The organism is Pseudomonas syringae, assembly GCF_023278085.1.
Taxonomy (GTDB): Bacteria; Pseudomonadota; Gammaproteobacteria; order Pseudomonadales; family Pseudomonadaceae; genus Aquipseudomonas; species Aquipseudomonas syringae_Q.
Genome location: NZ_CP066265.1, coordinates 5,114,440 through 5,140,477 on the forward strand (window position 1 = coordinate 5,114,440; position 26,038 = coordinate 5,140,477).

Consider the following 26,038-nt stretch of genomic DNA (forward strand, 5'->3'; position numbering starts at 1 on the left):
GCGCGTCCGTTTTTGAACTTCCCCCCGTTCAGCCTATCTCATCAACGTTCCCGGGAACTACGGGAAAGGGTTTGGCAGTGCCGCCAATGCTTGAGATGCATGCTCATGGAAAAGCAGTCCCCTATCGCCTCATCTGGCGCACCGATCACAGATATGCCCGCAACCGCAGAAACCCTGTTAGCCCTGATGCACGCTCAGGCCGAAGTTGCACGCTTGAGCGAACGCGAACAATTGTTCAGCTCTTTGCTGGTGAGTGTGAACGCTGTTCTGTGGGCGTTTGACTGGGAAACCCAGCACATGGTCTACGTCAGCCCCGCCTACGAGCGCATCTTCGGGCGGTCGGCGGGGTTGCTGCTGGCCGACTACGGCGAGTGGCGTGACAGCATCTACCCGGACGATCTCAACTACGCCGAACGCAGCCTGAGCGAAGTCATCGAGAAAGGCGCCATTGAAGATCGCGAATACCGGATCATTCGTGCCGACGGCGAAGTTCGCTGGCTGAGCGACAAATGCTTCCTGAGCCATCGCGCCGACGCCAGTCAGCGCTTGATCGTAGTGGGCATCGCCGAAGACATCACCGAGAAGAAACACCTCGAAGATGAACTGCAACGCCTGGCAACCACCGACGTATTGACCCAGAGCAGCAACCGCCGCCACTTCTTTGAATGCGCCCAGCGCGAGTTCGAACTGGCGCGCCTGAACGGCACACCGCTGGCCTTTCTGTTGCTCGATATCGATGACTTCAAACTGGTGAACGACACCTACGGCCACCAGGAAGGCGATACGGTCTTGCAGCGTATCGCCGAGAGCGGTCGTTCGGCATTGAGGCGGGGTGATCTGTTCGGGCGCATTGGCGGCGAAGAATTCGCGGCGGTGTTCCCTGGCTGCGCACCGGAAATGGCCATGCAGATTGCCGAACGCCTGCAACGCGAGATCCAGCGTCAGAACTTCCAGGCTGCTGGCGTTACGTTCAGCATTACTGCCAGCCAGGGCCTGACCAATCTTGGCCCGGACGACCAGAGCCTGGAAACCCTCTACGGCCGCGCCGACGCTGCGATGTATCAAGCCAAACGCCAGGGCAAGAACCAGATCGTACTGGTCTGAAATGCCTTCTCGAAGGCAGAAAGCACGACTGGTCCATCGCGAACAAGGCGGATCGCCACCCCGGTCGCTCCCACAAGTGCGCACACGGCACCAAGCCCTGTAGGAGTCTGCGGTGCCCTGTAGGAGCGGACTTGTCCGCGAAGAGTTCGTTGCAGTCGATGGATTTTCTGCGTCAGGAATACCGCCTTCGCGAACAAGTTCGCTCTTACAGGAGAACGCGGTGCCCTGTAGGAGCGGACTTGTCCGCGAAGAGTCCGGTACAGTCGATGGATTTTCTGCGTCAGTCAGGTTTTTACTTTTCGGGCGGACCCTGAATAGCGCCAGCCGGATCCTCGATCGCAGCAGGCTCTTCAGCAGGAGCCTCAGGTGCCAGGTCCAGTAAGTCGGGCTCGTCTTCCTCTTCTGCCGCTTGAACAGCAGCATCTGGCTCGGTCGGCACCGGCCTCAGCAAACTCGGATCAGTCACACCGGTCAGCTTCTTGCGCAGTCGCTGTAGATCGCCCACGCTCAGCTTCAGCAGCTTGGCCGACTTGGTCTTGACCAGCTCAGTGACACTTTCCTCCTCGCCTAACCGCGCCATTTGGCCCGCCAGGTTCATCGCCAGAACTTCGCGCGTGTAGATGCCGGTGTTGTACTGATACACCGCAGCGATCAGCTCGCGCAGTTCCAGCGGCAAGCGCCAGCGGGTGCGCAACGCAGAACCGAACGCGGCGGAATACTGCTCCAGGGCGTGTTTGATGACCTGCTCGTTCAGCCCCCCACCGGCCAGCAGCCATTCCTGCAGGCAACCCACTACCGCCAGATCACCCAGCGATTGCAGCAGCCCGGCGCAGAAACAGCGCTCCACATCCAGCTCCAGCATGCCGCCCAGAATACGCGCGTAGTCGGCGGTACGCTGCGACATGGCCCACAGCTCACTGGCCTGCGCCAGCAACGCATCGTCGGTGAGTACAGCCATGCGTTTTTTGGCCAGCCCCAACGCAATGTTCGCGCCCTGCACCGGCCCCAGAACGGCCAAAGCCCCGGCCAGCGACTGAATCGGCTTGCCCAGATGCTGGGCAGCGCTGTTGGCGGCGGCAACCAGCACGGCGGTGATGTGCGGATCGTTGCGTAGCTCCTGTTCCAGCAACACCGGATCAGTTCCGCCCGGCGTCTGACTGAGCTTGATCGCCGTCGCGACATCGACGTACAGCGGCGCACCGTCTGCGATATCACGACGCTTGTCGAGAAACGCGGTCAGGGTCAGCCCAGGTGTCAGCGCTGGCACATCGCCCGGAGCCGGAGCGCGATGCTCCAGCAGCAGCCCTTCCAGGCGCTGGCGCAAACCCTCGGTGTTCAGCGGCTTGGTCAGGTAGGCCGTCGGCGCCAGCGGCACGACCTCGCGCACGCTGGCGCTGTCGTTGCGGTTGCTGAGCAGGATGAAAGGGATGACGGGCTGACGACGCAGGTTGCGCACACCGCGCAGCAGGCTCAGCCCGTCAATACCCGGCAACTCGCGCGAGGCGATGACCAGATCAGGAAGATGCTTCTTCATCCACTCGACAGCCTGTTTGCCATCGGTGCACATCTCCAGTTCGACATCCGCACGCACACCCAACACCAGATCACTCAGCGTCTCGCGGACCCACGGGTCAGACTCAGCAATTAATACGCGAGGAACCGCGGGCAAAACTACAGCAGTCATCATGACTCTCCGATGTCGATGCGCTCACCTTAGCCAATGCAATCGCCCGTACATAGCCAAAACAGCGAAATACCTTGCTCCAGACGAAAAAAAACCCGTCGAAACGGGCTTTTTTTGTCTGTTTGGTCACAAATTAATCAATTCGTGACTTCACATTTTTCAGGCGATTTCAGCAAAACATTCGTCGAGAATCGCCAGGCCACGGTTCAGCAATTCATCTTCGGCGGTCAGCGGTACAAGCACCCGCAACACGTTGCCATAAGTGCCGCACGACAGCAGGATCAGACCCTTGTCCCGCGCCTTGGCGACAACCTGAGCGACTGCTGCCGCGTTAGGCTTGTGCGAGTCGCCGTCTTCAAACAGCTCAACCGCAATCATCGCGCCCAGCGCACGCACTTCACCGATGACCGGGTACTTGGCCTGCATCGCCTTGAGCGACGTTACCAGATGTTCGCCCAGTGCCTGGCAGCGCTCCAGCAGGTGCTCTTCTTCAAAAATATCCAGCACCGCCAGTGCCGCCGCACAGGCTACCGGGCTGCCCGCGTACGTGCCGCCCAGGCCGCCCGGTGCGATGGCATCCATGTACTCGGCCTTGCCGCACACACCCGCCAGCGGGAAGCCGCCAGCGATGGACTTGGCAAAAGTGGTCAGATCGGCAGCAACGCCCATCTGCTCCATGGCGAAGAAGGTGCCGGTACGGCCAGCGCCGGTCTGCACTTCGTCAGCGATCAACAGGATGCCGTGCTTGTCGCACAGCTCGCGCAGACGCTTCATGAACGCCTTCGGCGCCACGTAGAAACCACCCTCGCCCTGCACCGGCTCGATGATGATTGCAGCGATGTCTCTAGGCTCGGCATCGTTCTTGAAAATGCGCTCGATGCTGGCGATGGAATCATCAACGCTCACGCCGTGCAGCTCGCACGGGTACAGCGCACGGAAGATACCGCCCGGCATCAGGCCCATGCCGGCCGAGTAAGGCACCACCTTGCCGGTCAGACCGAGGGTCATCATGGTCCGACCGTGGTAAGCGCCAGTGAAAGCGATCACACCGGCACGGCCAGTGGCAGCACGCGCGATTTTGACGGCGTTTTCCACCGCTTCGGAACCGGTGGTCACCAGCAGGGTTTTCTTCTCGAAATCACCCGGGACCTTGGCGTTGACCTTCTCGCACAGCTCGACGTACGGCTCGTAAGCCAGTACCTGGAAGCAGGTGTGGGTCAGCTTGGTCAGCTGCTCTTGCACCGCTGCAACGATTTTCGGGTGCAGGTGGCCGGTGTTCAGCACAGCGATGCCGCCGGCGAAGTCGATGAATTCACGACCTTCTACGTCGGTCACTGTGGCGTTCTTCGCCGAAGCAGCGAAGATCGGGTGGATCTGCCCGACGCCGCGCGGGACGGCAGCATGGCGGCGTTGCATCAGGGAGTCGTTAGTCTTGCTCATGTATTCCTCATTCGCCGCTCATCGGTCGGCGTGGTTCAAGGATCAAGCGGGCTGGATCAACTGCGGCAGCATACGATGATCGACTGCTGCAGCCTTCAGGCCACCAAGAAACTGCTGTGCTGCAAAAAGCCGATGACACGTCGCTCTCGCGCGCCATCGGCTGCAATACCCCTGCGTCAATCAGACCGACAGGCAGAGGTATTTGATTTCCAGATAATCTTCGATGCCGTACTTGGAGCCTTCACGGCCCAGACCGGACGACTTGATACCGCCGAACGGTGCCAGCTCGTTGGAGATCAGGCCGGTATTGATACCCACCATGCCATATTCCAGCGCCTCGGCAACCCGGAACACACGGCTCATGTTCTGCGCATAGAAGTACGACGCCAGACCGAACTCGGTGTCGTTGGCCAGCGCAATCGCTTCAGCCTCGTCCTTGAAGCGGAACAGCGGCGCCAGCGGGCCAAAGGTTTCTTCCCTGGCGACGGCTGCATCTTTCGACACATTGACCAGAATAGTCGGTTCGAAGAAAGAACCTTCCAGGCTGTTGCCGCCGGTCAGCACGGTCGCGCCTTTGCTGACCGCATCGGCGATGTGTTCCTTGACCTTGGCCACCGCCTTGTCGTCGATCAGCGGGCCGGTGGTGATGCCGTCTTCCAGACCGTTACCGATCTTCAGCTTGCCGACCGCCGCCTTGAGCTTCTCGGCGAACGCGTCATACACCGCGTCCTGCACATAGATGCGGTTGGCACAGACGCAGGTCTGGCCGTTGTTGCGGTACTTGGAGATCATCGCGCCTTCGACCGCCTTGTCGAGATCAGCATCGTCGAACACGATGAAAGGCGCGTTACCGCCCAGCTCCAGCGACACTTTCTTGATGTCCTTGGCGCATTCAGCCATCAACTGGCGACCAATCTCGGTCGAGCCCGTGAACGACAACTTACGCACGATCGGGTTACCGGTCAGCTCGCTGCCGATATCGCCCGCGCTGCCAGTCACGACACTGAACACCCCGGCCGGGATACCCGCACGCTCGGCCAGCTCAGCCAGCGCCAGTGCCGAAAACGGCGTTTGCGATGCAGGCTTGAGCACCATGGTGCACCCCGCCGCCAGCGCAGGACCGGCCTTGCGGGTGATCATCGCTGCCGGGAAATTCCACGGGGTGATCGCTGCCGTCACACCAATCGGCTGCTTGAGCACGATCAGGCGCTTGTCCGGCTGGTGACCGGGAATCACATCGCCATAGACGCGCTTGGCTTCTTCCGCGAACCACTCGATGAACGACGCGGCGTAGGTGATCTCGCCCTTGGCCTCAGCCAGTGGCTTGCCCTGCTCCAGGGTCATCAGCAGACCCAGGTCGTCCTGATTCTCGATCATCAGCTCAAACCAGCGACGCAGCTTGTTGCCGCGCTCTTTCGCCGTCAGCGCACGCCAGGCCGGCAGCGCCTTGTCAGCCGCCTCAATCGCCCGACGCGTCTCGGCCGCGCCCATTTTCGGCACGGTGCCGAGGATTTCGTTGGTCGCCGGGTTGTTGACCTTGATCGACTGACCACCGTCCGCGTCCAGCCACTGGCCGTTGATGTAGGCTTGCTGGCGGAACAGAGTGGAATCTTTAAGCTGCATGTCGGGCCTCCTAAACAGCGCCGCACAAAGGCGGAGCTAACAATTGAATATCGATGCACCCCGTTTGGAAGCCATCGTCAGGAAAACATTCCATCGGGTTCCAGCGATGCGCAACGCATAAAAGCAGGAAGACCGAACAAGAGCGTTTGAAATCTCAAACGAATCCTAGGCATTGCGGGGGCAAAGGACAATAGCCCGTTCGAAAAAAAGAACGGCCAGATGGTTCTGTGTGGTTTTCTGATCAGTGTCAGCCCCGGATGAGACTGCACCACTGTCAATAATCGGGAAGCGTGAACGACTGGACCGCCGGAGTGAGCGCCTTGGCCGTACGCCTGACAATAAAAGGGGTTGCAACAATCCGCTGCACAGCGCGAAGAATCTTTACTCCTGCACGACTTTGCGGATGAACCAGACGCGGCACAAGCTTCGGTACGCTCTGCGACTTCTTCACCACCGGGCGCAGAACGTACTCATACGCGGCGAGGGCCTCTGCAATCGTGTCGGTTTTGGTGAGTTCGCCCGCCAGCACATACGCGCCAATCAGCGACAACGAAGCACCGACCCCGCCCAGCGGCGTGACACACCACGCCGCATCACCCAGCAACACCACAGGGCCGTTCGACCAGCGATCCATCTTCACCTGGCGCAGGTCATCGAACCAGAAGTCCTCCGCGACCTCCATCCCGGCCAGCAGACGAGGCACCTCCCAGCCCGCGCCCTCGAAAGACGCCCGAAGAAAAGCCTTTTGCTCTTCAACACTGCCGCCGACCGCAAGGTGCTTCTGACCCTGCACATTGAAAAACGCCCGCGTCGTACCACGGTTGTCCGGACGAACACCTGCACTTCGACCACCCACTGCGTTGTACCAACGCGCAGTCTGACTGTCGCTCGGTGCGCGAGGCACGGTAAAAAAGGCGCTCGCCAGATCCATCCTGCGCGGCCGATTCTCACCGGGGAACACCAGCTCCCGCGTACGCGAACCAACACCTTCGGCAATGATCAGCAAATCGAAACGCTCCTCGCCACCGTCCTCAAACGTGACACTCACACCCGCATCATCGTGCTCGACCGAAACGATCCGATCACCAAAACGATAGAACGCGTCGGCAGAAGAAGCCTCGTAAAGCAGGCGCGCAAGGTCACCGCGCAACACCTCAAGCTCAGCCGTCGGGCCGTCGCCCTCCAGACCGGACAGATCAATGCGCGCCGCCGTACGGTTGTCCTCATCGACCCACGCAATCCCCGTCTCGCCGGTATTGAGGTCCTTCACCGCCTGCTCAAGCCCCATCAGACGCAGCACTTCACGCGCGGCACCCCGCACATCCACATTCTGCCCGCCATCGCGAAAGGCAGGCGCCTGCTCGATGACCGTGACATCGCAGTTACGCTGCGTCAGCCACCACGCCGCAGCGCAACCCGCGATGCTGGCCCCGGTGACAAGAACGCGACACGGGCTGCGCTCGATGCTTTTGAACTGATTGATAGGAGGCCCCCGGTGAGAACGATCTGGGTGGATGATGTGGGGTGCATCATGCACCCGAAGCGAGTGGGCTGAAAGCCGGGTGTGGGTTTAGGTAAGGTGCTTTGAACGCTGGGGTCATGTAACGCGATGAGACGGGGGCAGGCGTGGGCCAATGGGGGCGGCTAATCGTATTTGCGTCACGCACCGCCCGCAACTGGACGCCCCGTACCCATGTGAGTATCATGGCGCCCGCGCTGCACCAGTAGCTCAGCTGGATAGAGTACTGCCCTCCGAAGGCAGGGGTCGTGGGTTCGAATCCCGCCTGGTGCACCATATTTTGCAGTTTGGATGTGTCTTGAGTTGTGGACAGTCTACGAAATGCCCGAAGCCCGCCTTGTGCGGGCTTTTTTTGTTTTTGCACAAAATGAACAATCTAGGCCCTAGCACACGACCTCGTGAAAACATGACACCAAATTTGTAGCTCCGCTCCTCCCGACTAGCAGCCTGCTTTCGGCCAAAAGTCGTCGTTTGGATTCCCTATTAAGTTTAGGGCTAACCGATTTGGCAAGACAACTGCCATTCAGGCCTGCTAGCATCTGGCTAATTAAAAGGGATCCAAATTGGTAAGGGATAACATGCTCTGCAGAGTGCACCACATATCTTCGTCAACAGAAGCTTCCCGCTCGGATGGCAGTCAAAAAAACCTCAAAATGGCAACTGCTCAACGTAATTTAGATCTAATTTTTTGGCTGCTAGCTAATATTTTTAGAAAAATAAATATATTCTCATTTCCAGCTTTAAAGAAGCTGAGGCACATTCCATAGGGTTTTATGAACTTCAAAAAATCGCTAATATTCACATGCCTTCTGTTTAGCCAAATCATATTAGCAGACGAGGTTGGCGAAAACATTGTTGCCCCATTAGTTGAAGACGACCTACGACAAGCCAAAGCCGACATAAGAGCTTATGAGCGCAACATAAAAATCCTTGATGATTTGTTGGAAAAAATTCAAAACGCTCAATTACAGAAGACCCCAAAAGGCACCATATCGGAAAGTAATTGGAAAAAAGGGAAGGCGATTGTCGAAAGCTTTAAAGGGAACGAAGTCAATCAGGAGAAATATCGACAAGCTTTAGTGTTTTTAAGCCAATCACTAGAGGGTGCGATGGACGTAAAAGGAAATTTCTGGAGTCGCTCAACGTTAGATTTTTATTTTGAAAGAGATTCTGCGGTGGACTCTGGCTACTTAAAGGCTGCTAGAACTGCTGCTAGTGACGTAATGGCAAAGTATTCAGAAGCGTTTAAATCAAAAAGCGGCCCTGTAGGACTAATATTTGCAGGACGTTCACCAACTGGCAGAATGTTTATAGACGAACGGGAAGACATCGACGAAAATGAACTAAATGCCAACATTTCTGAGTTAAAGCTCTTGATTTCAAAAGATTATGACTCTATCTATTCATCTATTCAAGATGGGTATTTCGAAGCAATTGTTAATGGAAAAATTGCAGCCGAGCTAGCTTTGAAAAATATTCGCACACAGGAAAAAGAGAGCTTGAACGACAAGAGAAAGGCGTTATCTAGCTTTATATTAGAATTCAAAAAGCTAGAGAAACAAGATGAGGCTCGCCGCGAAAGCACAGACATTAGACTAGTATATGCTGTTTATGGAATGATAGGTGTATTGCTATTTCTGTTTCTTGGGTTAAAAGTCTTTTCAGATGATGTCGCGAAATCTTTAATAGTAAATAGATCTCTTGTAGAGGTTGTTGGTATGGCATTTATGCTGATTACAATAATTATTTTGGGTACTGGCGAGAAGTTAAGCAAGGAGATTTTGGGTACATTGCTTGGTACTATCGCAGGATATGTGTTTGCTCGAGGGACGGAAGACGCTAGGGCGAGTAGAAAAACTTCTAACTCAAACGACGATTTATAATATTTCCTATCAGACCCTTCTTATAAATTATCCGCGCTACAAACCCCGCCTAGGGAAACTCTGAAGAAGATCTCCAAATTTGGCAGGATGCCTGATCTCAACCGCCGAGACGCCTGATGAAGCAGATGACCTTCGCCGACGCCGAATACGCTGGCAAACGCAAGCAAACCCGTAATCGAGATGGATCAGGTCGTGCCCTGGAAGGGATTGATCAATCTGATCGAGCCTCATTACCCCAAGGGTGAAGGTGGCCTTCCGGCCTATCCTTTAATGGCTGTTCTGCGCATTCATTTGATGCAGAACTGGTTCGGCTACAGCGACCCGGCGATGGAGGAAGCGTTGTATGAAACAACAATCCTGCGTCAGTTCGCGGGATTGAGTCTGGATCGGATTCTCGATGAAACCACCATTCTCAACTTCCGGCGTCTGTTGGAGAAACATGAGTTGGCAGGCGGGATTTTGCAGGTCATCAACGGCTATCTGGGTGATCGTGGTTTGATGCTGCGCCAAGGTACGGTGGTCGATGCGACGATCATTCATGCGCCGAGTTCTACCAAGAACAAGGACGGTAAACGCGATCCCGAAATGCATCAGACGAAGAAGGGAAACCAGTATTTCTTCGGCATGAAAGCGCATATAGGCGTCGATGCCGAGTCGGGTTTAGTCCATAGCCTGGTGGGTACTGCGGCGAATGTGGCGGACGTGACTCAAGTCGATCAGTTGCTGCATGGCGAGGAAACCTATGTCATTGGCGATGCAGGCTACACCGGCGTGGACAAGCGTGCGGAGCATCAGAATCGCCAGATGATATGGTCAATTGCGGTCCGTCCAAGCTGTTACAAAAAGCATGGCAAGACCAGTTTGATCACACGGGTATACCGCAAGATCGAGTTCGCGAAAGCCCAGGTACGAGCGAAGGTGGAACATCCATTTCGTGTGATCAAGCGCCAGTTTGGTTATACGAAAGTGCGGTTTCGCGGGCTGGCTAAAAATATCGCGCAACAGGCCACTCTGTTTGCCTTGTCGAACCTTTGGATGGCGCGAAAACGGCTGCTGGCTACAGGAGAGGTACACCTGTAATGCGGAAAAACACCTTGGAAAGGTGCTGTTTGAAGAGTAAGCGCTCCACAAACCCCATCTAACCAAAGACGACGGTGCGTCTAGGAATGCAAACGAGGCGTACAGCTCCACGGAAGCAAGGCTTCGTAATCTTCAACCGAGGTCGCCACTGGCAGCCGTTCTAATGCGTGGCGCAGCCACGCATAGGGCTCTTGGCCGTTGGCTTTAGCCGTTTCGACCAAGCTGTAGAGTTGAGCACTGGCCGTGGCACCCTTGGGGGTATCGCTGAATAGCCAGTTCTTGCGTCCGATCACAAACGGTCTGATCGCACGCTCGGCCGCATTGTTGTCGATGGGCAAAAATCCAGCTTCGGTATAGCGCACCAGCTTTTGCCAATTGCTGGCTAGATAGCTTATCGCCTTACCCAGCGCATTTTGCACAGTGACGTGAGGCAGCGTTTTCTCCATCCAGGTGTGCAACTGAGTCAGCACCGGTACGCTGTTTTGCTGGCGAGCTTCATAACGTTGCTCATCGCTGCCTTCTTTCAACGCCCGCTCGATACCGTAAAGCTTGTTGATCAAATTCAGAGCAACATCCGCCCGCCCGGTTTTGCCCTTGGGCTGCACTTTTTGTGCTTCTACGAACTTGCGACGAGCATGTGCCCAGCAACCCAGGCGCTCGACCCCGGCTTGCGCGCCAAGCGCGTTGTAACCGGCGTAATCATCCGTCATCAAGTAGCCACGATAGCCTTCTAGCAGACGCGTCGGTACTTCCTGCGCACGGCTGGTTGAGTAGTCGAACAGAACAACAGGCTGACTGGGCGGGCCTCCAGTTGAGTTCCTGAACCGTCAGGACAATCGCCTCGTCGGTGGCGTCAGGCGATGTTTTGAATCGTTCGGACTCCAGACGCTTAAGCCAAAAGCAAAAGCCGTTGCGCTCCCAGTACAAGATCTTCACGCGGTTGCGTGGCTTGTTGAGGAAGACGAAAAGTACTGGATCAAATACGGCGACCTTGATGTCCAGTTCGACCAGTGCCGCCAGACCGTCGATAGACTTTCGGAAGTCCACAGGCGTGGGGTACAGATATACTTTTTCGACTTTGGCATCGGGTCGCATCATGGCGAGTTGGCTCCTGAGGGAATCGGGATCACAGCTTCCGGGATCAGCTAAGCAATTTGAATGTGGGGTTTATGGAGCGCTTACAACGGATGCGGCAATGACCAAGGCTATTTATCGACGGGAGCACGTTATCTTTTTGCAGGTGCTGAAGCGTATGCGCCTTGAGTCAGGGATGACCAAGCGGAGTGCTCAGCTGCATTAGGAAGACCGCAATCTTTCATGAGTGATGTAGAGAGAGGGGTGAGGCGGATAGATACGGTTCAACTCCATGATTTGTGCTAGTACTGAAGACCGATCTCATTCGTTTTACGGAAAACTATGAACGGGCCTTAAATATAAGGACGTAGGGGGGGCACGCCTCCCCGAGAAGCTAATCCATATATGGGTAGTGATCTAGTTTGTCGACCCTTGAAATCACTAGCTCAGTCGTAGGTTTAACCGCTCCCCCACTACCTCCCATACTTGAGTAAAGACAGGATACCTCCGGATAATTCATCGCCGCTAGTATTGATGCAAGAGCATGTGGCTTTGGTCCAAAAGGCACCATTACAATGCCAGCCTTGCCAAGATATGGAAAGAAAATCTCCCGAAGAACTGAATAACATTGAGCAACGCTATGAAGCGGAGGATATATAGTGTTCGATGAGAAATTATCCAAAAAGAACCTATTACATTGCAACGTTCTTTCTGTATAGTCATCTAAAGCCCCAGGGCGGGCAATGATAGAAAACGCTACATCCGGCTCAATTTTATGATGCAAACAAATTGGACCACCCTCATTAAACCCAAGACTGAATATACCAACTGTTTCTTTACTAAATGTTGAAACAGCTGCGCAACCTGGCAAGACTATAGGATCACTTAGTTGCCTAGCTTGCCCAACTCCCGAGTGCTCACCTATCGAATAAGCGAAATCACACTGCACCGGAATTGAAAACTCAAAATTCTTAATAAAGTTCAAAATCTCCGAATACCATAATCGGGGCATGGAGGAATAATCAACGAGAATCTTAAAATTTTTATGTTTCGAAAAGTCTACTAGGGACACAGCCTTAACAAGGTAAGAAAAAATCTTGTTGGCGTCAGAATAATCGAGAAGCGTAGGCGAAACTTTATATCTAGAAGTACGCGCATAGTAATTACTATTTAATGCATAGTCTTCATTTCCTTCGCTACCTGCGAACCCGAATACCACAACATCATCATAGCTAGACTCGAATACACCGGGAAAAAATATTGAGCGCTCTTCATAACCGCATGCGAAAAGCACTAGGTTATAGTGAGAATTTTCTACATCATCAAGCGAAATATCCGTCACATCTAGGTATACCATTACAACAACTCCATTTGCTGAGAGCCAATGTGACGTTCAACACCTCGATCCACGCCGAAGGATAATATGCTACTAAGCGCTACGTCGTCGCCTCTTCTTGGAAGAAGACTAAAATGTGGTGCGAGAACATATGATAATCTGAAAACGCCGCTTTTCACGGGAAGCGTGTCGTAGCTCGATCGCTCAACAATAGGGCGTACAAGACCCAGCCCAATCGCATCAGCTATTACGCTCCAGATACTCTCATCATCCACGTTAAATCTGAACGAAAGAACCATATCAGTAGACAGCTTTTGATTGTGTAGACAATATTGAAAGTACTTGCCTATTAGCGATAACACATCATGGACCTTTTGGCCCTGATTCGGTTCGTAAACCATTCTTTTGTATTCATCATAGGAGTATGCTCGCAATGTCCTATCTTGAACTGCAGGCGAAATAGGTTTGAATCCGCCAGTTTCGCCGCTTGCATTATAAAAGGCATTAAGCAAACTGATAAATCTTCTTGGGTTACCATCGGCGCAACGAATCACCATTTCGTAACCTGAAAAAGCGACTAAGTGTGCATTGCCTCTATGAGAAGACTTAAGCTCCCTTATTAATAGCGCCCCTTTTAATTTGCGGCCTATTTCATCATCAAATCGCTGAGTCCCTGCTAGTTCTCGAGCCCTTAGCCGAGTTCTTTCATTACAATGCTTGCCCACCAACAAGAGCATTTTTTCCTGATCTATCTTCTCATCACTGGACAGTAGATATGACGTACCCAGCAGCGATTTTAAATTCACACCACTGTCAGCCCAGGCACTATTCTTTAATCGCTTACTGAATATATCTTCACAAAATTTCTCAAGTATTTCAAACTCGTTACCTTTAGACACCCTTGCGGCCACATCTAAATTATCTAAATATATATAAGAAAAATCATCTTTCCTATTTAAAGGAACACTTGTATTGGTCTCAAGCGTGTAATGCTTGTAAGGCATTGTAGTTATTTTAAAAACGAGACCATCCGCAAATGTACGCAGATGTGAGTTAAGTATCACATGGTGAAACTCACTCAAATATTCCGCTTCATCTAAACATACCGCCCAGGCGACATCTGGAGGAAATTGAATGTACTGCTTAGTAATTGCAATGGCACGCTTTAAAGGCTCAAAAAGTCCTAACTCAAAGGCGACACCAATTGCAGCTGGATTTATCTCCGAATTAACCCTCGCCTTCTGTTCAGCAATTAATTTATCGTACTCCAACTCCGAAAGCGTTTCCCTAAGTTCACGCAAACTTACTATATCATCACGATCGAACCAGGCCATAGATATCTTACGGGCTATGCTTCTTTCAGTTATAATTTTTTGCGCCACATCCCCAGCATAGCAATCAATACAACTGCGCAAAGTATTTAAGTAGGACGCGCAACATGATGCATTCAACCGCCACTTGAAGTGCAACTCTTGTTCCGAGTCAGTAAGCCAAACGGAGCTTTTTAACTCACCAACCCATGACAACCTCATAGGTACATAAATACCAATAAAAGCTCTCGACTTGATAACCTGCTTGGCTTTAGGATGATTAAGCTTAGCGAGATACTCATGCGAAAGCATTTTAACGATCGCGGTTTTTCCCGACCCGCGAGCACCAAGTAAAATATGATTCTTCTGAGAAATCAAACGACCAAATATTTTTGTCCACACAAACTGCTTTGGTAAGTCCTCAATAGTACTGTTACGAGCATTATCATTTTCAAACGGGTTGATCAACTTCGTCGAATCGAAGATTGCCATCATTCACCCCTTGAGGATCACAAGTTTATCCAAGCCAAAAGCATCTATTTCATGAAGTATCAAACCCATAGAACCGGCGACTTCTTTTAACGATGCACGAAGAGTTTCACTAGTAAAATACCTAAACTCCGGATTGTTTGATACAAAGTCCGCCCACTTAATAAACTGAGCGCTTATAAATATTTTTTCAAACTCAGCAGTGATTTTTATTACTAGCTGAGCGCGAGGTAGAAATGCGCCGAAGTTTTGATGATGCTCAGCCCCAGGCCTGCGCAGGCTAGGCATCCATCCCCGCCCTACGAAATGAGTCCAAGTTTTGACCGCGCCTCGTGCATAAGTACTTATTGGACAACGATCGTGAAATTCGACGAGATGAAATCGGTTCCCCACAGACTCAAAATATTTGTTATCCAAGTAAGCGCTAAAACTGCCTGCACATAATATATTTAAAGGATGACCGATATCTCTAATTTCCATATTAAAACGAGGTATGTGTTTGTGCCCGTGAACAACAAAGTCAAATTCATGCTTAGACAGCAGATCAAGAAGCCCGACAGCATTTGACATTACACTAAAATCTGGCTGATTAAAGGTGTCATCCAGATACTGAACAGGGTGATGATGGAACATAAAAAGCTTCAGCTTCTTTGTCCTTCCAATGCTAGAAAGATAGGCGTCTATTTTTAGCAATTGATCTGGCCTTACTTCACCACAGTGAGGCTTTTTATCAGGACCATCGAATACAGATGTATTCAAAGCGCAGATTAAAGCATCATCGAAGTCCCAAACTGCCAAATACGGAGACTCATCAAAACTGCCAGTCGCGCTAGATAAATTTCGACTAAAAACAGACCCTGCTGAATTAAAATTAAAGTACTTAGCTTTTATTACCTGGGACTCTGGATGATTAAGGCTGCTCAATGCTTTAATTGTCTCCCAGTCGACATCATGGTTTCCAGGACAAAATAGAATATTTGACTCAGGTACAGTCAGGAATGACGCGATCTGGGAAATCCGCTCTGACGCCAACTCGAACTCAGGCTTACATGCCGAGTTAGTAATATCCCCCGGAACTATTAGATAATTGGCACGCAACCCTTCAGACTCGACAAAATTACGAAACTCAGAAATATAGTTATCAACGATACCGCCGCCAGCCCCAGGTAAAGAAAAATCCTTTGCCTTCGCGCCGCTGCCAATGTGGAGATCGCTGATTACAGCGACACCGATGTTCATCGAATACTCCACACTACGCTCCTTAGCAAGCTGAAAAATTGCTTACAATTAATTCGTCCACGACTTTCCTGTGGGCGTTAAAACCAGCAACGTGACGCCTAACACTAACAACCTCAACAACCCATTCACTTCGAAGATTTTGTCTAATAATTTCACAATCACTGTACGAAAATATGAAAAAAGCGCCGACGGAGTTAATATACTCCAGGAATACAATCAATCGTTCTATATCGCTGAAGTGAAATGATCCTAATCCGTACTCACCTCGCTCACGACTTTCGGGTTTAGAGTACGGCGGGTCCAAATAAACCAAATCTCCAGATTTAATATTTTTAGCGGCCTCAGCAAAATCACCGCTTATAACTTGGGCATTCTGAAGCGCTTCTGAAATAGCTAACAGCCCTTCCAGCGTAGGCATTTTTCCCGTTTTCGAGCCCATCGGCACATTGAAAAAACCGGACTTGTTAGTACGATACACACCATTAAAACAGAGCTTATTCAAGTATATAAATCTTGCTGCCCTTTCGGCGGTAGTCATCGAACCTACATCTAGACCTCTAATCTCATAGTACTTATCCTTCGATACTTCGTATGAAACTAGGTAGTCAAATACTCCACTAGGGCACTTCTGAAGTTCCTGATAAGCGAGAATAAGCTCTTCATTCATGTCAGAGAGAACAGCGTGACCAGGTAAGATATCAAAATAAAGACATGCGGAACCGCAGAATGGCTCATGGTACGTGCCGTATGAACGCGGAAATCTTGACTTGATATTGGGTAGCAGCTTTCTTTTGCTCCCTGCCCATCTGAATAAGGGATCCACCCAGTACCTGCTTACTTATCTAAAATTAGGAAATTCCGGCACCGGTCGTGCGTGTCATTGTCCATCGTACTCCATAACCATTCGCCTGTGTATCAGCAAACGCCCCTTCCGTATCTGAAGTGCCTGTTCCGTCAACGGCAAAATGGATCGATACGAAAATTCGACGCCAGCTGTATAAATCTGAAGCAATTGCAGTCACATTGGAATGGTATGGGTTACAGCCGAATCCCGGCTATTGAATCTCGATATTGCCAGATTGAACACCTGTCAGCTTATCGATGGCTATCTTAAAGCGCCCCACTTGTGGGTAACCTGCCACAATTTTGCCACACTCGCCCCCGCTAACCCCAGCTAGCACAACCCATTGATTCTCCAGCTAATCCCCGCTAACTTATTGATTCTAAACGTCGGCTTTTAGCACTCCGAAGGCAGGGGTAACAGGTTCGAATCCCGCCTGGTGCACCATATTGAAATCTAGACATGTCTTGGACAGTCTACGAAGAACTCCGAAAGCCCGCCTTGTGTGGGCTTTGTTGTTTCTAGCTTTTGGTGCTGGATGAAATCGGCCTCCGCGATCCGCGCATCATCGGCGAGACGGTGTACATGCTCGGCACCGGCAAGGCACGGGCTAATGATCGAGGCCAGGGAGGTCGGCAGGTAAAAGAGTGGCGCTTGCTGTTCCTCTCCACCGGCGAGAATACGTTGGACCAGCAAATGGCCCAAGCGAACAAGGAACTGAAAGCGGGCATCGAGGTACGCATGCTCGCCACCCAACCGACTCCAGCGAAGGCCTCAGTATGTTCAACGCCCTGAATGGTTTCGAATATGCGGCAGCACTGGCACACCGCTTACCGCCTTTCTCACAGCGCTGTGCGAACCCGACAAACGTAAGGCTTGGTCCGCCATCCTGCGCCGCACGCTAAGGCTTTATCGCCAAATCGTCATCTACGTCGGCCAGCGGGCAAGCTCACCGTGCCGCCGCTCGCTTTGGCCTCGCCACCGCAGCGGGTGAGCACAGTGCATAGGATCACAGTGCGAAGCCGAGTATGAGTTTGGACCTGGCAGTCATAAGCCAGTGCATTCCGTCTTGACTCCGAGTCGGATGCTAATCAACGATCATGGCTAGAAGAAAAGTAACCATTCGGAAAAAGATGTATTTATTTTCATACACAATTCGAAACACCTCACCCCCCTAAATTCGAACCTCTCAGACAATACAACCGGACACATTGTCGCACCCTAAAAAATGGCTTGCGGTTGTGATGAATCGTTTCATCTGGCATAAAAGGCTGGCTTCGGGCTCGAAAATCTAGAAAAACATAGATTAATGGGTCGACGATAGCTGCTCCAACGTCTGACCCCGCGCGTCAAATAATCAAGCCAGTTTTGCTCGCTGCCCGAAGCGGATGCCTGTGCTATCCAATCTGTCTTTCAACCTCATCGAGGCCATTCATACGGCGCGCCCAAACGTCGTGCAACAAAAAGGACCGGAAAATTGAGCGATCAATCCACTCCGAACACTCCACTCGTTAGATTCTGCGACAAAGTTGGTATTCCCTATCCCATGTTCTGGGGTTTTGTCGGCCTGTTGATCTTCATGATCGGCGATGGCGTAGAACTTGGATACCTCTCACCCTTCCTCAGTGAACGCGGCATGCCCGGCGACGAGATCGCCATGATCTTCACCGTCTATGGCGTCACGGTCGGTATTTCATCGTGGCTCGCCGGCGCGCTCTCCAATATCTGGGGCCCGAAACGGGTGATGTTCCTGGGATTGATGATCTGGAGCGTGTTCGAAGTGCTCTTCCTGGTCTACGGCCTGCAGGAATTGAGCTATTCCATGATTCTGCTGACCTATGGTTTGCGCGGTTTCGGTTATCCGCTCTTCGCCTACGGTTTCCTGGTCTGGATCGCGGCTTCCACGCCGTCCCGCAAGATGGGCATGGCCGTGGGCTGGTTCTGGGTGGCTTACGCCGCGGGCCTGCCAATGCTGGGCTCTCTGGTGGCGAGCATCGCTATTCCGCTGATCGGCGCAATGCAGACCTTCTGGCTGTCCTTCGCGCTGGTGGTCATCGGTGGTGTGATTGGTCTGGTCGGGATGCGCGAAGCTCATGGCATGCGGCGACTGGCCCCGGAAGGCGAGCGTCCGCTGGTGTCGATGGCCAAGAACATCACCATCATGTGGACCCGTCCTAAAGTGTCGTTGGCCGGTATCGTGCGCGTCATCAACACCTCGTCGATGTTTGGCTTTCTGGTGGTCATGCCAGGGTTCTTCATGGACACCGTCGGCTTCACCCTGGAAGAATGGCTGCGCCTGCTGACCATCGTTTTTGTGTTCAACATCATCGGAAACCTGGGGTCCAGTGTCATCAGCACCAAGATCGGTTATCGCAACACGATCCTGTGGTTTGGCGCAGTGGGCAGCACGATCAGCACGCCGCTGTTCTTCTTCATGCCACAGGCGTTTCCGAACGACTTCCTGATCGCCTCGATCTTCGGCGCCTTCTACGGCCTGACCCTGGCGTGCTTCGTGCCGCTGTCGGCGCTTGCCCCGGCTTTGGCACCGAACAACAAAGCGGCTGCCTTGTCGGTGTTGAGCCTGGGTGCAGGCGCGTCGACGTGGGTTGGCCCGGCTGTTGTTGCGATCTTCAATGAAAGTTACGGCATTGAAGGCGTGGTCTGGGCGTTCTGCGGGTTGTACGCACTGAGTGCTGTGCTGACCGCATTCCTGAAAGATCCGGAGCCGGTGCACGACCCGATTCTGATCAAGATCAAGCGTCGCATCAAAGTGTTCGCGCCGCGTCTAGATTATCGTTGGGCTCACGCTGAGGATCCGAAGCAAGGGCAAAGCTGATTTAGCGCCCAAAGCTTAGTAGGAAAGAGCCGCCGCAGACTGCACACGCACTCCGCGGCGGCTTGGTTTTATTTGCGTGATTCACGCTTGGGCACACTATTGAAATCTAGATGTGTCGTGAGCAGTGGACAGTCTACGAAGAACTTCGGAAGCCCGCCTTGTGCGGGCTTTGTTGTTTCTGGCTCGTGGCGTTCCCATATCGCATCGGAATCTATCGCAGCCCGCTCGGAGTGGCGCTTGGTGCTGGATGAGGCAGGGATGTGCAAGCCGCGCATCATCGGCGAGACGGTGTATATGCTTGGCAACATAACCGGAAAGGCACGGGCTAATGATCGTGGCCACACTGCGTGTTATCTCTCATGGTTCAGGCCACGAAGGATCAATAGCTGTCGCTGTATCTCTCGCAGCTGACTTCAGTGTCGAACCAGTAATTGTTCGTTTCACCAGCCGGTATCGCGATCCAAGCGGCACCGGCTTGCGCCGATTCATGATAAAAAGCACAGCCGACGCCTGATTCGGAAACAGGTATAGAACGATCTTAAGATCGATTGCATGGAGCAGCCATAGTGACCTATCCGAAGCACCGCCCCTCCCCAAAGGCTCTCATCCCACGCAAGTTTCTCCTCGACCGGATACCCAAGAGCCGCCAGCCCTTCTATGCCGTGGTGCTCGCTGTATTCGGTTTTGTGGGAGCTTGCGGCATGAGCAGAGGACTCTACCTGGCGTTGGTGAGCGGACAAATCGAGACATTTACCGGGCCCAAGGGACACCGCATCAAGGAGATCGTCCTTTACGAAGTCGAGCCTACGCGCTTTGGCTGGAACGTAGCTGGGACGGTATTCATGATTCTTGTTTTTGCCGGAACAGCGGTAGCGATGATGCGCTGGCTGGCTAGAAGGGATGGGTAGTCTGCTATCGGCCAGAAGCGGACGGTAGGTTAGGTGCCCACCCCTGAATTGCAGAGCTGTTTTTAGCCTATTTTTTCAGGTTGTGGCACTCTGGCTACACGCAGGTTCGTCCCTGGGTCTGAGTCGGCATTTCAGCCTAACCGTTCAGCTCATCCGGAACGTTTAGCCTGTCTAACGAGACAGGAGACTCGGTTGCCGGTGAGCCAATACGCAAAAACCCAGGCTAACCGCCTGATTAAAACTGATGTGACGACTATGGCTGCAAATCTACTTTAGGCTTAGGTATTTCAGAATTCCTTCCACCGGCTAAACCCTTGGCCATCAATGCTGCACATGCAACTGTGGCAGCATGAAAAGTCGAGCTAAAACCAAAAAGGATTTTTTCATGCATGACGCTTCGCAGTTGCGAATCGAGGCCGCTCACAAAAAAATAGCGGAAGTCTTTTCCAAAGAGTATGCCTTTACTGTTCCCGCTTATCAGCGTCCGTATGCTTGGGAAACGACTCAAGCTGAGGAGTTGCTTGCGGACTTAAAGGACGCCATGACGCGAGACTCTGCGGCCGGGGGCTTTTACTTTTTGGGTAGCATCGTATTGGTGAAAACCCACGGCACCCCTGCATCACGTGTAGTCGATGGTCAGCAGCGCCTGACCACCCTCACTCTCCTGTTCAGCGTCATTCGCGACCTGACGGAAGGGGCAGAGAAGAAAGCGCAGCGCGAAAGTTACATCAAGCAGGTAGCTAATGAGGATGAGGGCATCCCAGAGGCACTACGCCTGCAACTGCGGCAGAAAGATCAGGGCTTTTTTGAGAAGCATATTCAGACACGCGGAGCGACTAACCACCTGCCGTCGTTGGACGGACTCACAGACTCAAAAGCACGTATCGTTGAAAACGCAAAGCTAATTCGCGATAGATTAGAGGCCATGAATGAAAAGGAGCGCGATGAGCTTTTGCGCTTTCTGCTGCAAAATTGTTATCTCGTGCTAGTCGAAGTCCCCTCCGATACTGCTGCGAGACGAATCTTTACCGTTCTCAACGCTCGCGGCCTCGACCTTTCGGCCACTGATATTCTTAAAGCGGATCTCTTGGAGCGAGCAGGCACCGACAAGGAGTCATCACTATCCCACCGCTGGGAGGAAGTTGAAACAGCACTGGGCCGCGACAGATTCAGTGCTTTATTCACGCACATCCGCATGATCTACGAACGTGACAAACCTCGTTCCGCGCTTGAAAGCGGTTTTTCCGTGCATGTGCCAGCGTTTCGCGAAAATCCCGTTGGGTTCATTGACGCGGTGTTGGAGCCCTATGCTGACGCTCTGATGTTGGCAATGGATGATCAGAAGCTGCGCACGCGCTTCGGTGCGAAGAGCGCTGACTTAGTACGCTCCTTGGAGCGATTGGACAACCGAGATTGGTTGCCGCCCTTGCTGCTTTGTCTGCGCCAGAGCAATGGTGGAGATGATATCGACGTTCCAGAGTTTGTCTTCCGGTTGGAAAGACTTGCCTATTTTCTCTTCTTGACCCGAGCCGATGTCAACGCACGGATGTCACGCTATGTCGATGTATTGGATGATCTCGACGTGCCGACGGCCCCCAAAATTCGATCGACCAATCGGGACCGCTCCAAAGGATTGGAAATTGAACATACTGAAGCCACGATGCTCTTCAATGCGCTAGATGGTAATGTTTACCTTGTTCCCAAGATAGTCAAACCACTCTTACTTCGTTTGGAACAAGCCTCCACGGATGGCTCGGCCAATTACAACTATCCGGTTATTTCGGTTGAGCATATCTGCCCGCAAACAATCTCGTCTGGATCGCAGTGGGAGCAATGGTTCTCTAATACGGATGATCATGCGGCCTGGGTGCATAGCTTGGCAAACTTGGTCCTGCTCAATACGCGTAAAAATTCCGCAGCGCAGAACTACGACTTTGATCTAAAAAAGACCAAGTACTTTGCATCTGGTGACTCATGCGCATTCACTCTCACCAACGAAGTGCGCGGGTATTCTCAATGGACGCTCGAAGAGCTGGAGGTACGGAGGATCGAATTGCTTGAGCGATTGGCGAAGACCTGGCGCCTAGAACCGAATCTTGAGAGGTGGTGGGATGAGGATTGATGCTTAGCATTTAAATGAGGTGGGTCGAGGCCTCGTGAGTTAGGGGCCCTTCGACGCAGTCTTCACTGGAGAGGTAGACTTTGCCTCGCTAATGGTCCTAAAGCTCTGGGAGGAACATCCCAATTTTGGTGCTCAGCATCTGCGACTTCTGGTGATGCCAGCACCAGTATGGTTTCTCGCTTAAGCGAGTTTCTCTAAGTCGGGTTGCCACAATTTATCCGGGTGATCGAATAGGCTGATTGCTCTCAGCCAGCGCGTAGTTGGATGTCACACATTGATGCCATATGCACTCAAACACAGCTCCTGTGCTGCCGCACGGGAGCTGCCTAGAATAGAATTAATGAAAGTTTCCGCTTATTTTTCCTGTTCTATGAACTTGGTGATGAGAGCATCCATGTTCGACAGCCTGTCATTTAGACTATGGTCTATTGACTCAATTACATAATTAAGTTCGTCACTCAAAATATTCATGCGCGATACAAGAGCTAAATCCAAATTTTCTATTTCAAGCAGTGCCAACCCTAGTGGGATGCCTAACCTTGGATTTAATTCTTCGAGAATCACATTTCCTAAGCCTTGGAATCTAGCCTGAGTTTCATAGATTTTCTGTGCTAGAAATTCTCTTGCTTGCTCAGCGCCAAACAGCGAGGTGTAGGCAGAAAAAAAAGAACTGAAAATTTCATCATCAACAGCTTCGACGGGGTCCACTTGGTCTAGTGTGATTTTTTGCCCAAAACAGTAGCAGCAAATCAGATAAGTCAAATAAGTGTATAAAAAGGCGCCTAATGCCCCTGTTCTTTTTTTCATATTGCCATGATCTTGTAGATAACGAAACTGACAATAAAATGCTACAGCTTCAGCTAAACTTTGATGACGATGCAGTGCGTTGTCATCTGCGGAAGCTTGCCTTGAATTAGTGAAATCAGCTGCGTGACCCAGCTCGTGGCAGAGTAAATCGACAGAGCTGACCTGGCTGCTATCGATAGAGTAATAGATGTGGTGATTGTCCTGATTGCAGGATACGCACTCACCTTCAGTATAAGCACACTCATAACGCTCCAACCGGACTTCTTGCACGTTGGAGAGGTCGACCTCAGCTATATCACTCACGTAGCTAATGGCATCACCAAAAGACGTATTTGCAATATCACTCAACCCATGCAAATCCATATGAGCAAGTTTCCGTACAGTCTTGCTCGACAAACTTATCGAATTATATATGCGAAAAATTGATTGGACTTCCCTTTGGGACAGCTCAGTCCAATTAGGACAATTTTCCAAAATCAAAGAGTTTATCTTGCCGCGAACGTTATTTGCTTTGGCATCGTCACGCTTGTAATGGTTGCAATATTCAAGTTCTAATTTATAAAGCTCTTCCCTGAACAATGAGTTGCGATGGGTCGTGGTTTCTTTCATCTTAAATATCCTTATTTAGCCAGCTTTGCGGGCTTGATCAATTAATTAGGCCGCCACTCATGATACTGCACGCCCAAGAGCATGTGAATCATATCGACTTTACTGTAGTCGGTCACTACAGCGTGCTTCAAGCAAGCGAGCACAAATTTGCAACGTTCGCTTCAGCTTCCGGCCAAGAGCCGCCCCTCAGAGCTGTCCGTTTTGGGTCGATAGGAACGCGACCGGCTTGCACTCATCCAAACTGTTGTTGTGTTGCGTATAACATTTCTTATTACGCTGGCTACTCGTGTCTAGGCGAGGGCTTTCAGCGTTCCGATTACTGTGCCCACCGAAGCCACTACCTGGGGGCCTAAACATGCGCTTTCTCGATTGAATCTGACCTACTCTATGAACTATGAAACTCGCTTACGATTCTGATTACGCCGTCAACAATCGTTTTCGCCATTCCTCTGGTAACTTCTAGCTCCTCCTTCGAATGAACAATGCCGTTCCTAAGCTGAATCCAGTCTTGAAGATTTGGTAGCGCTTCTACACTGATCAGGCCGCGATTAACCGCATTTTTTATCATCCCAATCAGAGACAGGTGGGGCTTCAAAGCAGTTTCCTCATCTCCGACCCGCATAACTTTTCGCAGCTCGCCTTCAAGGTACGTGATGGCGGAAACTATAGCTGCGCGGTATGCCTTAACTCTAAAAAGCCGGCGCGCCTCGTCTAACTGGGAATCACCGTCGGAGGGAAGCGCCCGTTCGAGGGTTACGACTAGGTTGCGAGCAAAATCCTCTGATTGAGAGGTTAAAAGATCGGGGCGGTAGATCGCCATCACCCCTTCTAATGAGGTGGGTAATTGCTGTCCTTCTCTCATGACCACTATCAGCGTGAGCGGCCTTCCCTCACGCCTCCTAGACGCAGCACGGTTAAGCGCCATTTTTAGTTCAACTATTGTCCAGTTAGACGATAGATCAATTACCATGGCAATTGATCTATCAATCAGCGCATCAAGCTTGGCGATGACCATATCACCTGGGGAAATCACCCCATCCGCCGTTATCGGGACGAGGTTGATATCTTCAAGAGCAGGGAAGACTTGATCTTTATAGAACGGTAAAACATCTAACGGTAACGAAAAGAAGCAAAGCCGTGAGGACGCTGACCTCGGCAGCGACAGCTCCTGCATTGCCCTCTCCTCAGTCGCTTTCATAACTGTGAAGGCTTTGTCTCTCAAAAGCTCCCGAAGCTCATCGAATGCGGCGGCAAGGATCTCCCCGTATTTGTCTCGGGTACCTGGCAGGTTTATCACCTTTACCCCACGACGCTCGAATCGGGAGACATCGGATTGATTCGCGCCAACAACGATGGTGTAGGCAAATCGTCTGGTACGTCCTAAACGCTGTGTTACCACGTGCCAGATTTGTCGAAAATCTGGATCGTCAAGGCTATATCCAACCAGTACCGCTGTCTTGGTGATCAAAAGGTTCGCAAGATAGGTTGCAAAGAGCGGGTAGTTCGCAAGGAAACCGTCGTAATCGGCCTCTGTTACCACCATCCTTCTAGGGTGGTGAAGATCGCCATGCAGTTTCAGCAAGTTCACCCCCGCCTTAGAGGAATTCAGCGATAGCTGTTCCTCCTCAAGGATGGGGTAGACGGTATTGGGCCCTAGGCGGTATTCCTGCTCCAGCAGAAAATCGAAGTTCGTTGTGCAAACGATATCGAATGGAATGGAGCAAAAGCTCTTGTGTGCTTTCCCTGGTTGCGCCTCGTGGATTAGCAGCACTTGTGTGAGCTTGTCCATTAACCTCGCACGGCCAAGTTCATGCTCGTAAGCTGAGATTGCGTCTAGGGCCCCACTGGAGCTGAAATCAATCAAGTCATCCTCCAGAAGCTTGCCTAGCTCACCCCAAAGCGGCGGTCTTTGACCCGACGTGACATGTGCATTGAGGGACATTCCGGCGCCGATAATTGGCAGCCACCTGCCGTTCACCAGGTCGTCTAGGACCGGCTTGGGGAAATACTTGAGGTAAGTTGTGGCCACTGCGAAATCCTCCTTGAGCAGCGTCGAACGATATCAGTAATGGCATTTAGATGCCAAATTAGCCTCGTTGAAAGCTATCCAGTTGAGGATCGAAGCAGCCCACTC

General features: G+C 52.0%; 16 protein-coding genes, 1 tRNA gene and 5 pseudogenes. 10 read left to right on the plus strand and 12 right to left on the minus strand.

The features are described 5' to 3' along the window. Window positions 1–105 precede the first annotated feature (105 nt). Entirely contained in the window at window positions 106–1,104 is a 999-nt protein-coding gene (locus I9H07_RS22705) for a GGDEF domain-containing protein (RefSeq protein ID WP_024675262.1), read from the plus strand. Between the two features lie 292 nt (window positions 1,105–1,396). On the opposite strand, the gene I9H07_RS22710 is transcribed toward I9H07_RS22705, so the two are convergent. From I9H07_RS22710 to I9H07_RS22725, 4 genes are all read right to left on the minus strand, one after another. Then, window positions 1,397–2,791 (minus strand): response regulator, encoded by a 1,395-nt coding sequence (locus tag I9H07_RS22710; RefSeq protein WP_236425585.1) that lies wholly within the window; start codon window positions 2,789–2,791, stop codon window positions 1,397–1,399. Window positions 2,792–2,947: 156 nt separating this feature from the next. Next, window positions 2,948–4,228: a 4-aminobutyrate--2-oxoglutarate transaminase gene (gene gabT / locus I9H07_RS22715; RefSeq protein ID WP_024675264.1), complete on the minus strand. Its 1,281-nt coding sequence runs from the start codon at window positions 4,226–4,228 to the stop codon at window positions 2,948–2,950. Window positions 4,229–4,408: 180 nt separating this feature from the next. Beyond that, window positions 4,409–5,851, minus strand: a complete 1,443-nt coding sequence (gene gabD, locus I9H07_RS22720; RefSeq protein ID WP_024675265.1) for an NADP-dependent succinate-semialdehyde dehydrogenase — start codon at window positions 5,849–5,851, stop codon at window positions 4,409–4,411. A gap of 274 nt (window positions 5,852–6,125) precedes the next feature. Further along, window positions 6,126–7,388 (minus strand): FAD-dependent monooxygenase, encoded by a 1,263-nt coding sequence (locus I9H07_RS22725; protein WP_236425586.1) that lies wholly within the window; start codon window positions 7,386–7,388, stop codon window positions 6,126–6,128. 181 nt (window positions 7,389–7,569) lie between these two features. Here I9H07_RS22725 and I9H07_RS22730 point away from each other — a divergent pair. The 3 genes and pseudogenes from I9H07_RS22730 (at window position 7,570) to I9H07_RS22740 (ending at window position 10,333) form a co-directional block, all read left to right on the plus strand. Further along, window positions 7,570–7,646, plus strand: a tRNA-Arg gene (locus tag I9H07_RS22730). Between the two features lie 497 nt (window positions 7,647–8,143). Continuing rightward, entirely contained in the window at window positions 8,144–9,253 is a 1,110-nt protein-coding gene (locus tag I9H07_RS22735) for a hypothetical protein (protein WP_236427023.1), read from the plus strand. Between the two features lie 116 nt (window positions 9,254–9,369). Next, window positions 9,370–10,333 (plus strand): annotated as a pseudogene (locus I9H07_RS22740) (IS5 family transposase). Between the two features lie 80 nt (window positions 10,334–10,413). Here I9H07_RS22740 and tnpC read toward each other — a convergent pair. Next, window positions 10,414–11,139: pseudogene (tnpC, locus tag I9H07_RS22745) on the minus strand (IS66 family transposase); the annotation flags it as partial. Next, the gene (tnpB, locus tag I9H07_RS22750) at window positions 11,033–11,431 is read right to left on the minus strand and encodes an IS66 family insertion sequence element accessory protein TnpB (RefSeq protein WP_236425777.1); all 399 of its coding nucleotides are present in this window, start codon (window positions 11,429–11,431) and stop codon (window positions 11,033–11,035) included. The pseudogene tnpC and the gene tnpB, both read right to left, overlap by 107 nt. Window positions 11,432–11,528: 97 nt before the next feature. Here tnpB and I9H07_RS22755 point away from each other — a divergent pair. After that, window positions 11,529–11,778: pseudogene (locus I9H07_RS22755) on the plus strand (helix-turn-helix domain-containing protein). 23 nt (window positions 11,779–11,801) lie between these two features. Here I9H07_RS22755 and I9H07_RS22760 read toward each other — a convergent pair. Genes I9H07_RS22760 through I9H07_RS22775 form a run of 4 tightly spaced genes read right to left on the minus strand, consistent with a single transcriptional unit; the run spans window position 11,802 to window position 16,604 of the window. Next, window positions 11,802–12,764: a hypothetical protein gene (locus I9H07_RS22760; protein ID WP_236426545.1), complete on the minus strand. Its 963-nt coding sequence runs from the start codon at window positions 12,762–12,764 to the stop codon at window positions 11,802–11,804. After that, window positions 12,764–14,545, minus strand: a complete 1,782-nt coding sequence (locus I9H07_RS22765) for a hypothetical protein (protein WP_236427022.1) — start codon at window positions 14,543–14,545, stop codon at window positions 12,764–12,766. The genes I9H07_RS22760 and I9H07_RS22765 overlap by 1 nt, the downstream gene beginning before the upstream one ends. Before the next feature lie 3 nt (window positions 14,546–14,548). Continuing rightward, a complete protein-coding gene (locus I9H07_RS22770) occupies window positions 14,549–15,781 on the minus strand; it encodes a metallophosphoesterase family protein (RefSeq protein ID WP_236427021.1) in 1,233 nt (410 codons plus the stop codon). A 22-nt stretch (window positions 15,782–15,803) separates the two neighbouring features. Next, entirely contained in the window at window positions 15,804–16,604 is an 801-nt protein-coding gene (locus I9H07_RS22775; protein ID WP_236427020.1) for a DNA adenine methylase, read from the minus strand. Window positions 16,605–17,147: 543 nt separating this feature from the next. Between I9H07_RS22775 and I9H07_RS22780 the strand changes: the two are divergent. The 5 genes and pseudogenes from I9H07_RS22780 to I9H07_RS22800 form a co-directional block, all read left to right on the plus strand. After that, window positions 17,148–17,617: pseudogene (locus I9H07_RS22780) on the plus strand (DUF927 domain-containing protein); the annotation flags it as partial. A gap of 482 nt (window positions 17,618–18,099) precedes the next feature. Continuing rightward, window positions 18,100–19,458 carry an MFS transporter gene (locus I9H07_RS22785; RefSeq protein WP_236425627.1) on the plus strand — a complete coding sequence of 453 codons (1,359 nt, stop codon included), beginning with the start codon at window positions 18,100–18,102 and terminating at the stop codon, window positions 19,456–19,458. Between the two features lie 183 nt (window positions 19,459–19,641). Continuing rightward, window positions 19,642–19,797 (plus strand): annotated as a pseudogene (locus I9H07_RS22790) (DUF927 domain-containing protein); the annotation flags it as partial. A gap of 227 nt (window positions 19,798–20,024) precedes the next feature. Continuing rightward, on the plus strand, window positions 20,025–20,366 hold the full coding sequence (locus tag I9H07_RS22795) for a hypothetical protein (RefSeq protein WP_236425628.1): 342 nt from the start codon (window positions 20,025–20,027) through the stop codon (window positions 20,364–20,366). Between the two features lie 385 nt (window positions 20,367–20,751). After that, complete coding sequence (locus tag I9H07_RS22800) at window positions 20,752–22,488, plus strand: DUF262 domain-containing protein (RefSeq protein WP_236425629.1); 1,737 nt, start codon at window positions 20,752–20,754, stop codon at window positions 22,486–22,488. Between the two features lie 354 nt (window positions 22,489–22,842). Here the strand turns inward: I9H07_RS22800 and I9H07_RS22805 are convergent, their stop codons facing one another. Both I9H07_RS22805 and I9H07_RS22810 read right to left on the minus strand, forming a co-directional pair. Then, a complete protein-coding gene (locus tag I9H07_RS22805; protein ID WP_236425630.1) occupies window positions 22,843–23,904 on the minus strand; it encodes a hypothetical protein in 1,062 nt (353 codons plus the stop codon). Window positions 23,905–24,289: 385 nt separating this feature from the next. Further along, a complete protein-coding gene (locus I9H07_RS22810) occupies window positions 24,290–25,933 on the minus strand; it encodes an SIR2 family NAD-dependent protein deacylase (protein ID WP_236425631.1) in 1,644 nt (547 codons plus the stop codon). Between the last annotated feature and the right edge of the window lie 105 nt (window positions 25,934–26,038).

What these genes read in the sequence shown, in the direction of transcription:
- I9H07_RS22705 (WP_024675262.1), top strand. Translation starts at nt 106, where the DNA reads ATGGAAAAGCAGTCCCCTATCGCCTCATCTGGCGCACCGATCACAGAT.
- I9H07_RS22710 (WP_236425585.1), bottom strand. Translation starts at nt 2,791, where the DNA reads ATGATGACTGCTGTAGTTTTGCCCGCGGTTCCTCGCGTATTAATTGCT.
- gabT (WP_024675264.1), bottom strand. Translation starts at nt 4,228, where the DNA reads ATGAGCAAGACTAACGACTCCCTGATGCAACGCCGCCATGCTGCCGTC.
- gabD (WP_024675265.1), bottom strand. Translation starts at nt 5,851, where the DNA reads ATGCAGCTTAAAGATTCCACTCTGTTCCGCCAGCAAGCCTACATCAAC.
- I9H07_RS22735 (WP_236427023.1), top strand. Translation starts at nt 8,144, where the DNA reads ATGAACTTCAAAAAATCGCTAATATTCACATGCCTTCTGTTTAGCCAA.
- tnpB (WP_236425777.1), bottom strand. Translation starts at nt 11,431, where the DNA reads ATGATGCGACCCGATGCCAAAGTCGAAAAAGTATATCTGTACCCCACG.
- I9H07_RS22760 (WP_236426545.1), bottom strand. Translation starts at nt 12,764, where the DNA reads ATGGTATACCTAGATGTGACGGATATTTCGCTTGATGATGTAGAAAAT.
- I9H07_RS22765 (WP_236427022.1), bottom strand. Translation starts at nt 14,545, where the DNA reads ATGGCAATCTTCGATTCGACGAAGTTGATCAACCCGTTTGAAAATGAT.
- I9H07_RS22770 (WP_236427021.1), bottom strand. Translation starts at nt 15,781, where the DNA reads ATGAACATCGGTGTCGCTGTAATCAGCGATCTCCACATTGGCAGCGGC.
- I9H07_RS22800 (WP_236425629.1), top strand. Translation starts at nt 20,752, where the DNA reads ATGCATGACGCTTCGCAGTTGCGAATCGAGGCCGCTCACAAAAAAATA.
- I9H07_RS22805 (WP_236425630.1), bottom strand. Translation starts at nt 23,904, where the DNA reads ATGAAAGAAACCACGACCCATCGCAACTCATTGTTCAGGGAAGAGCTT.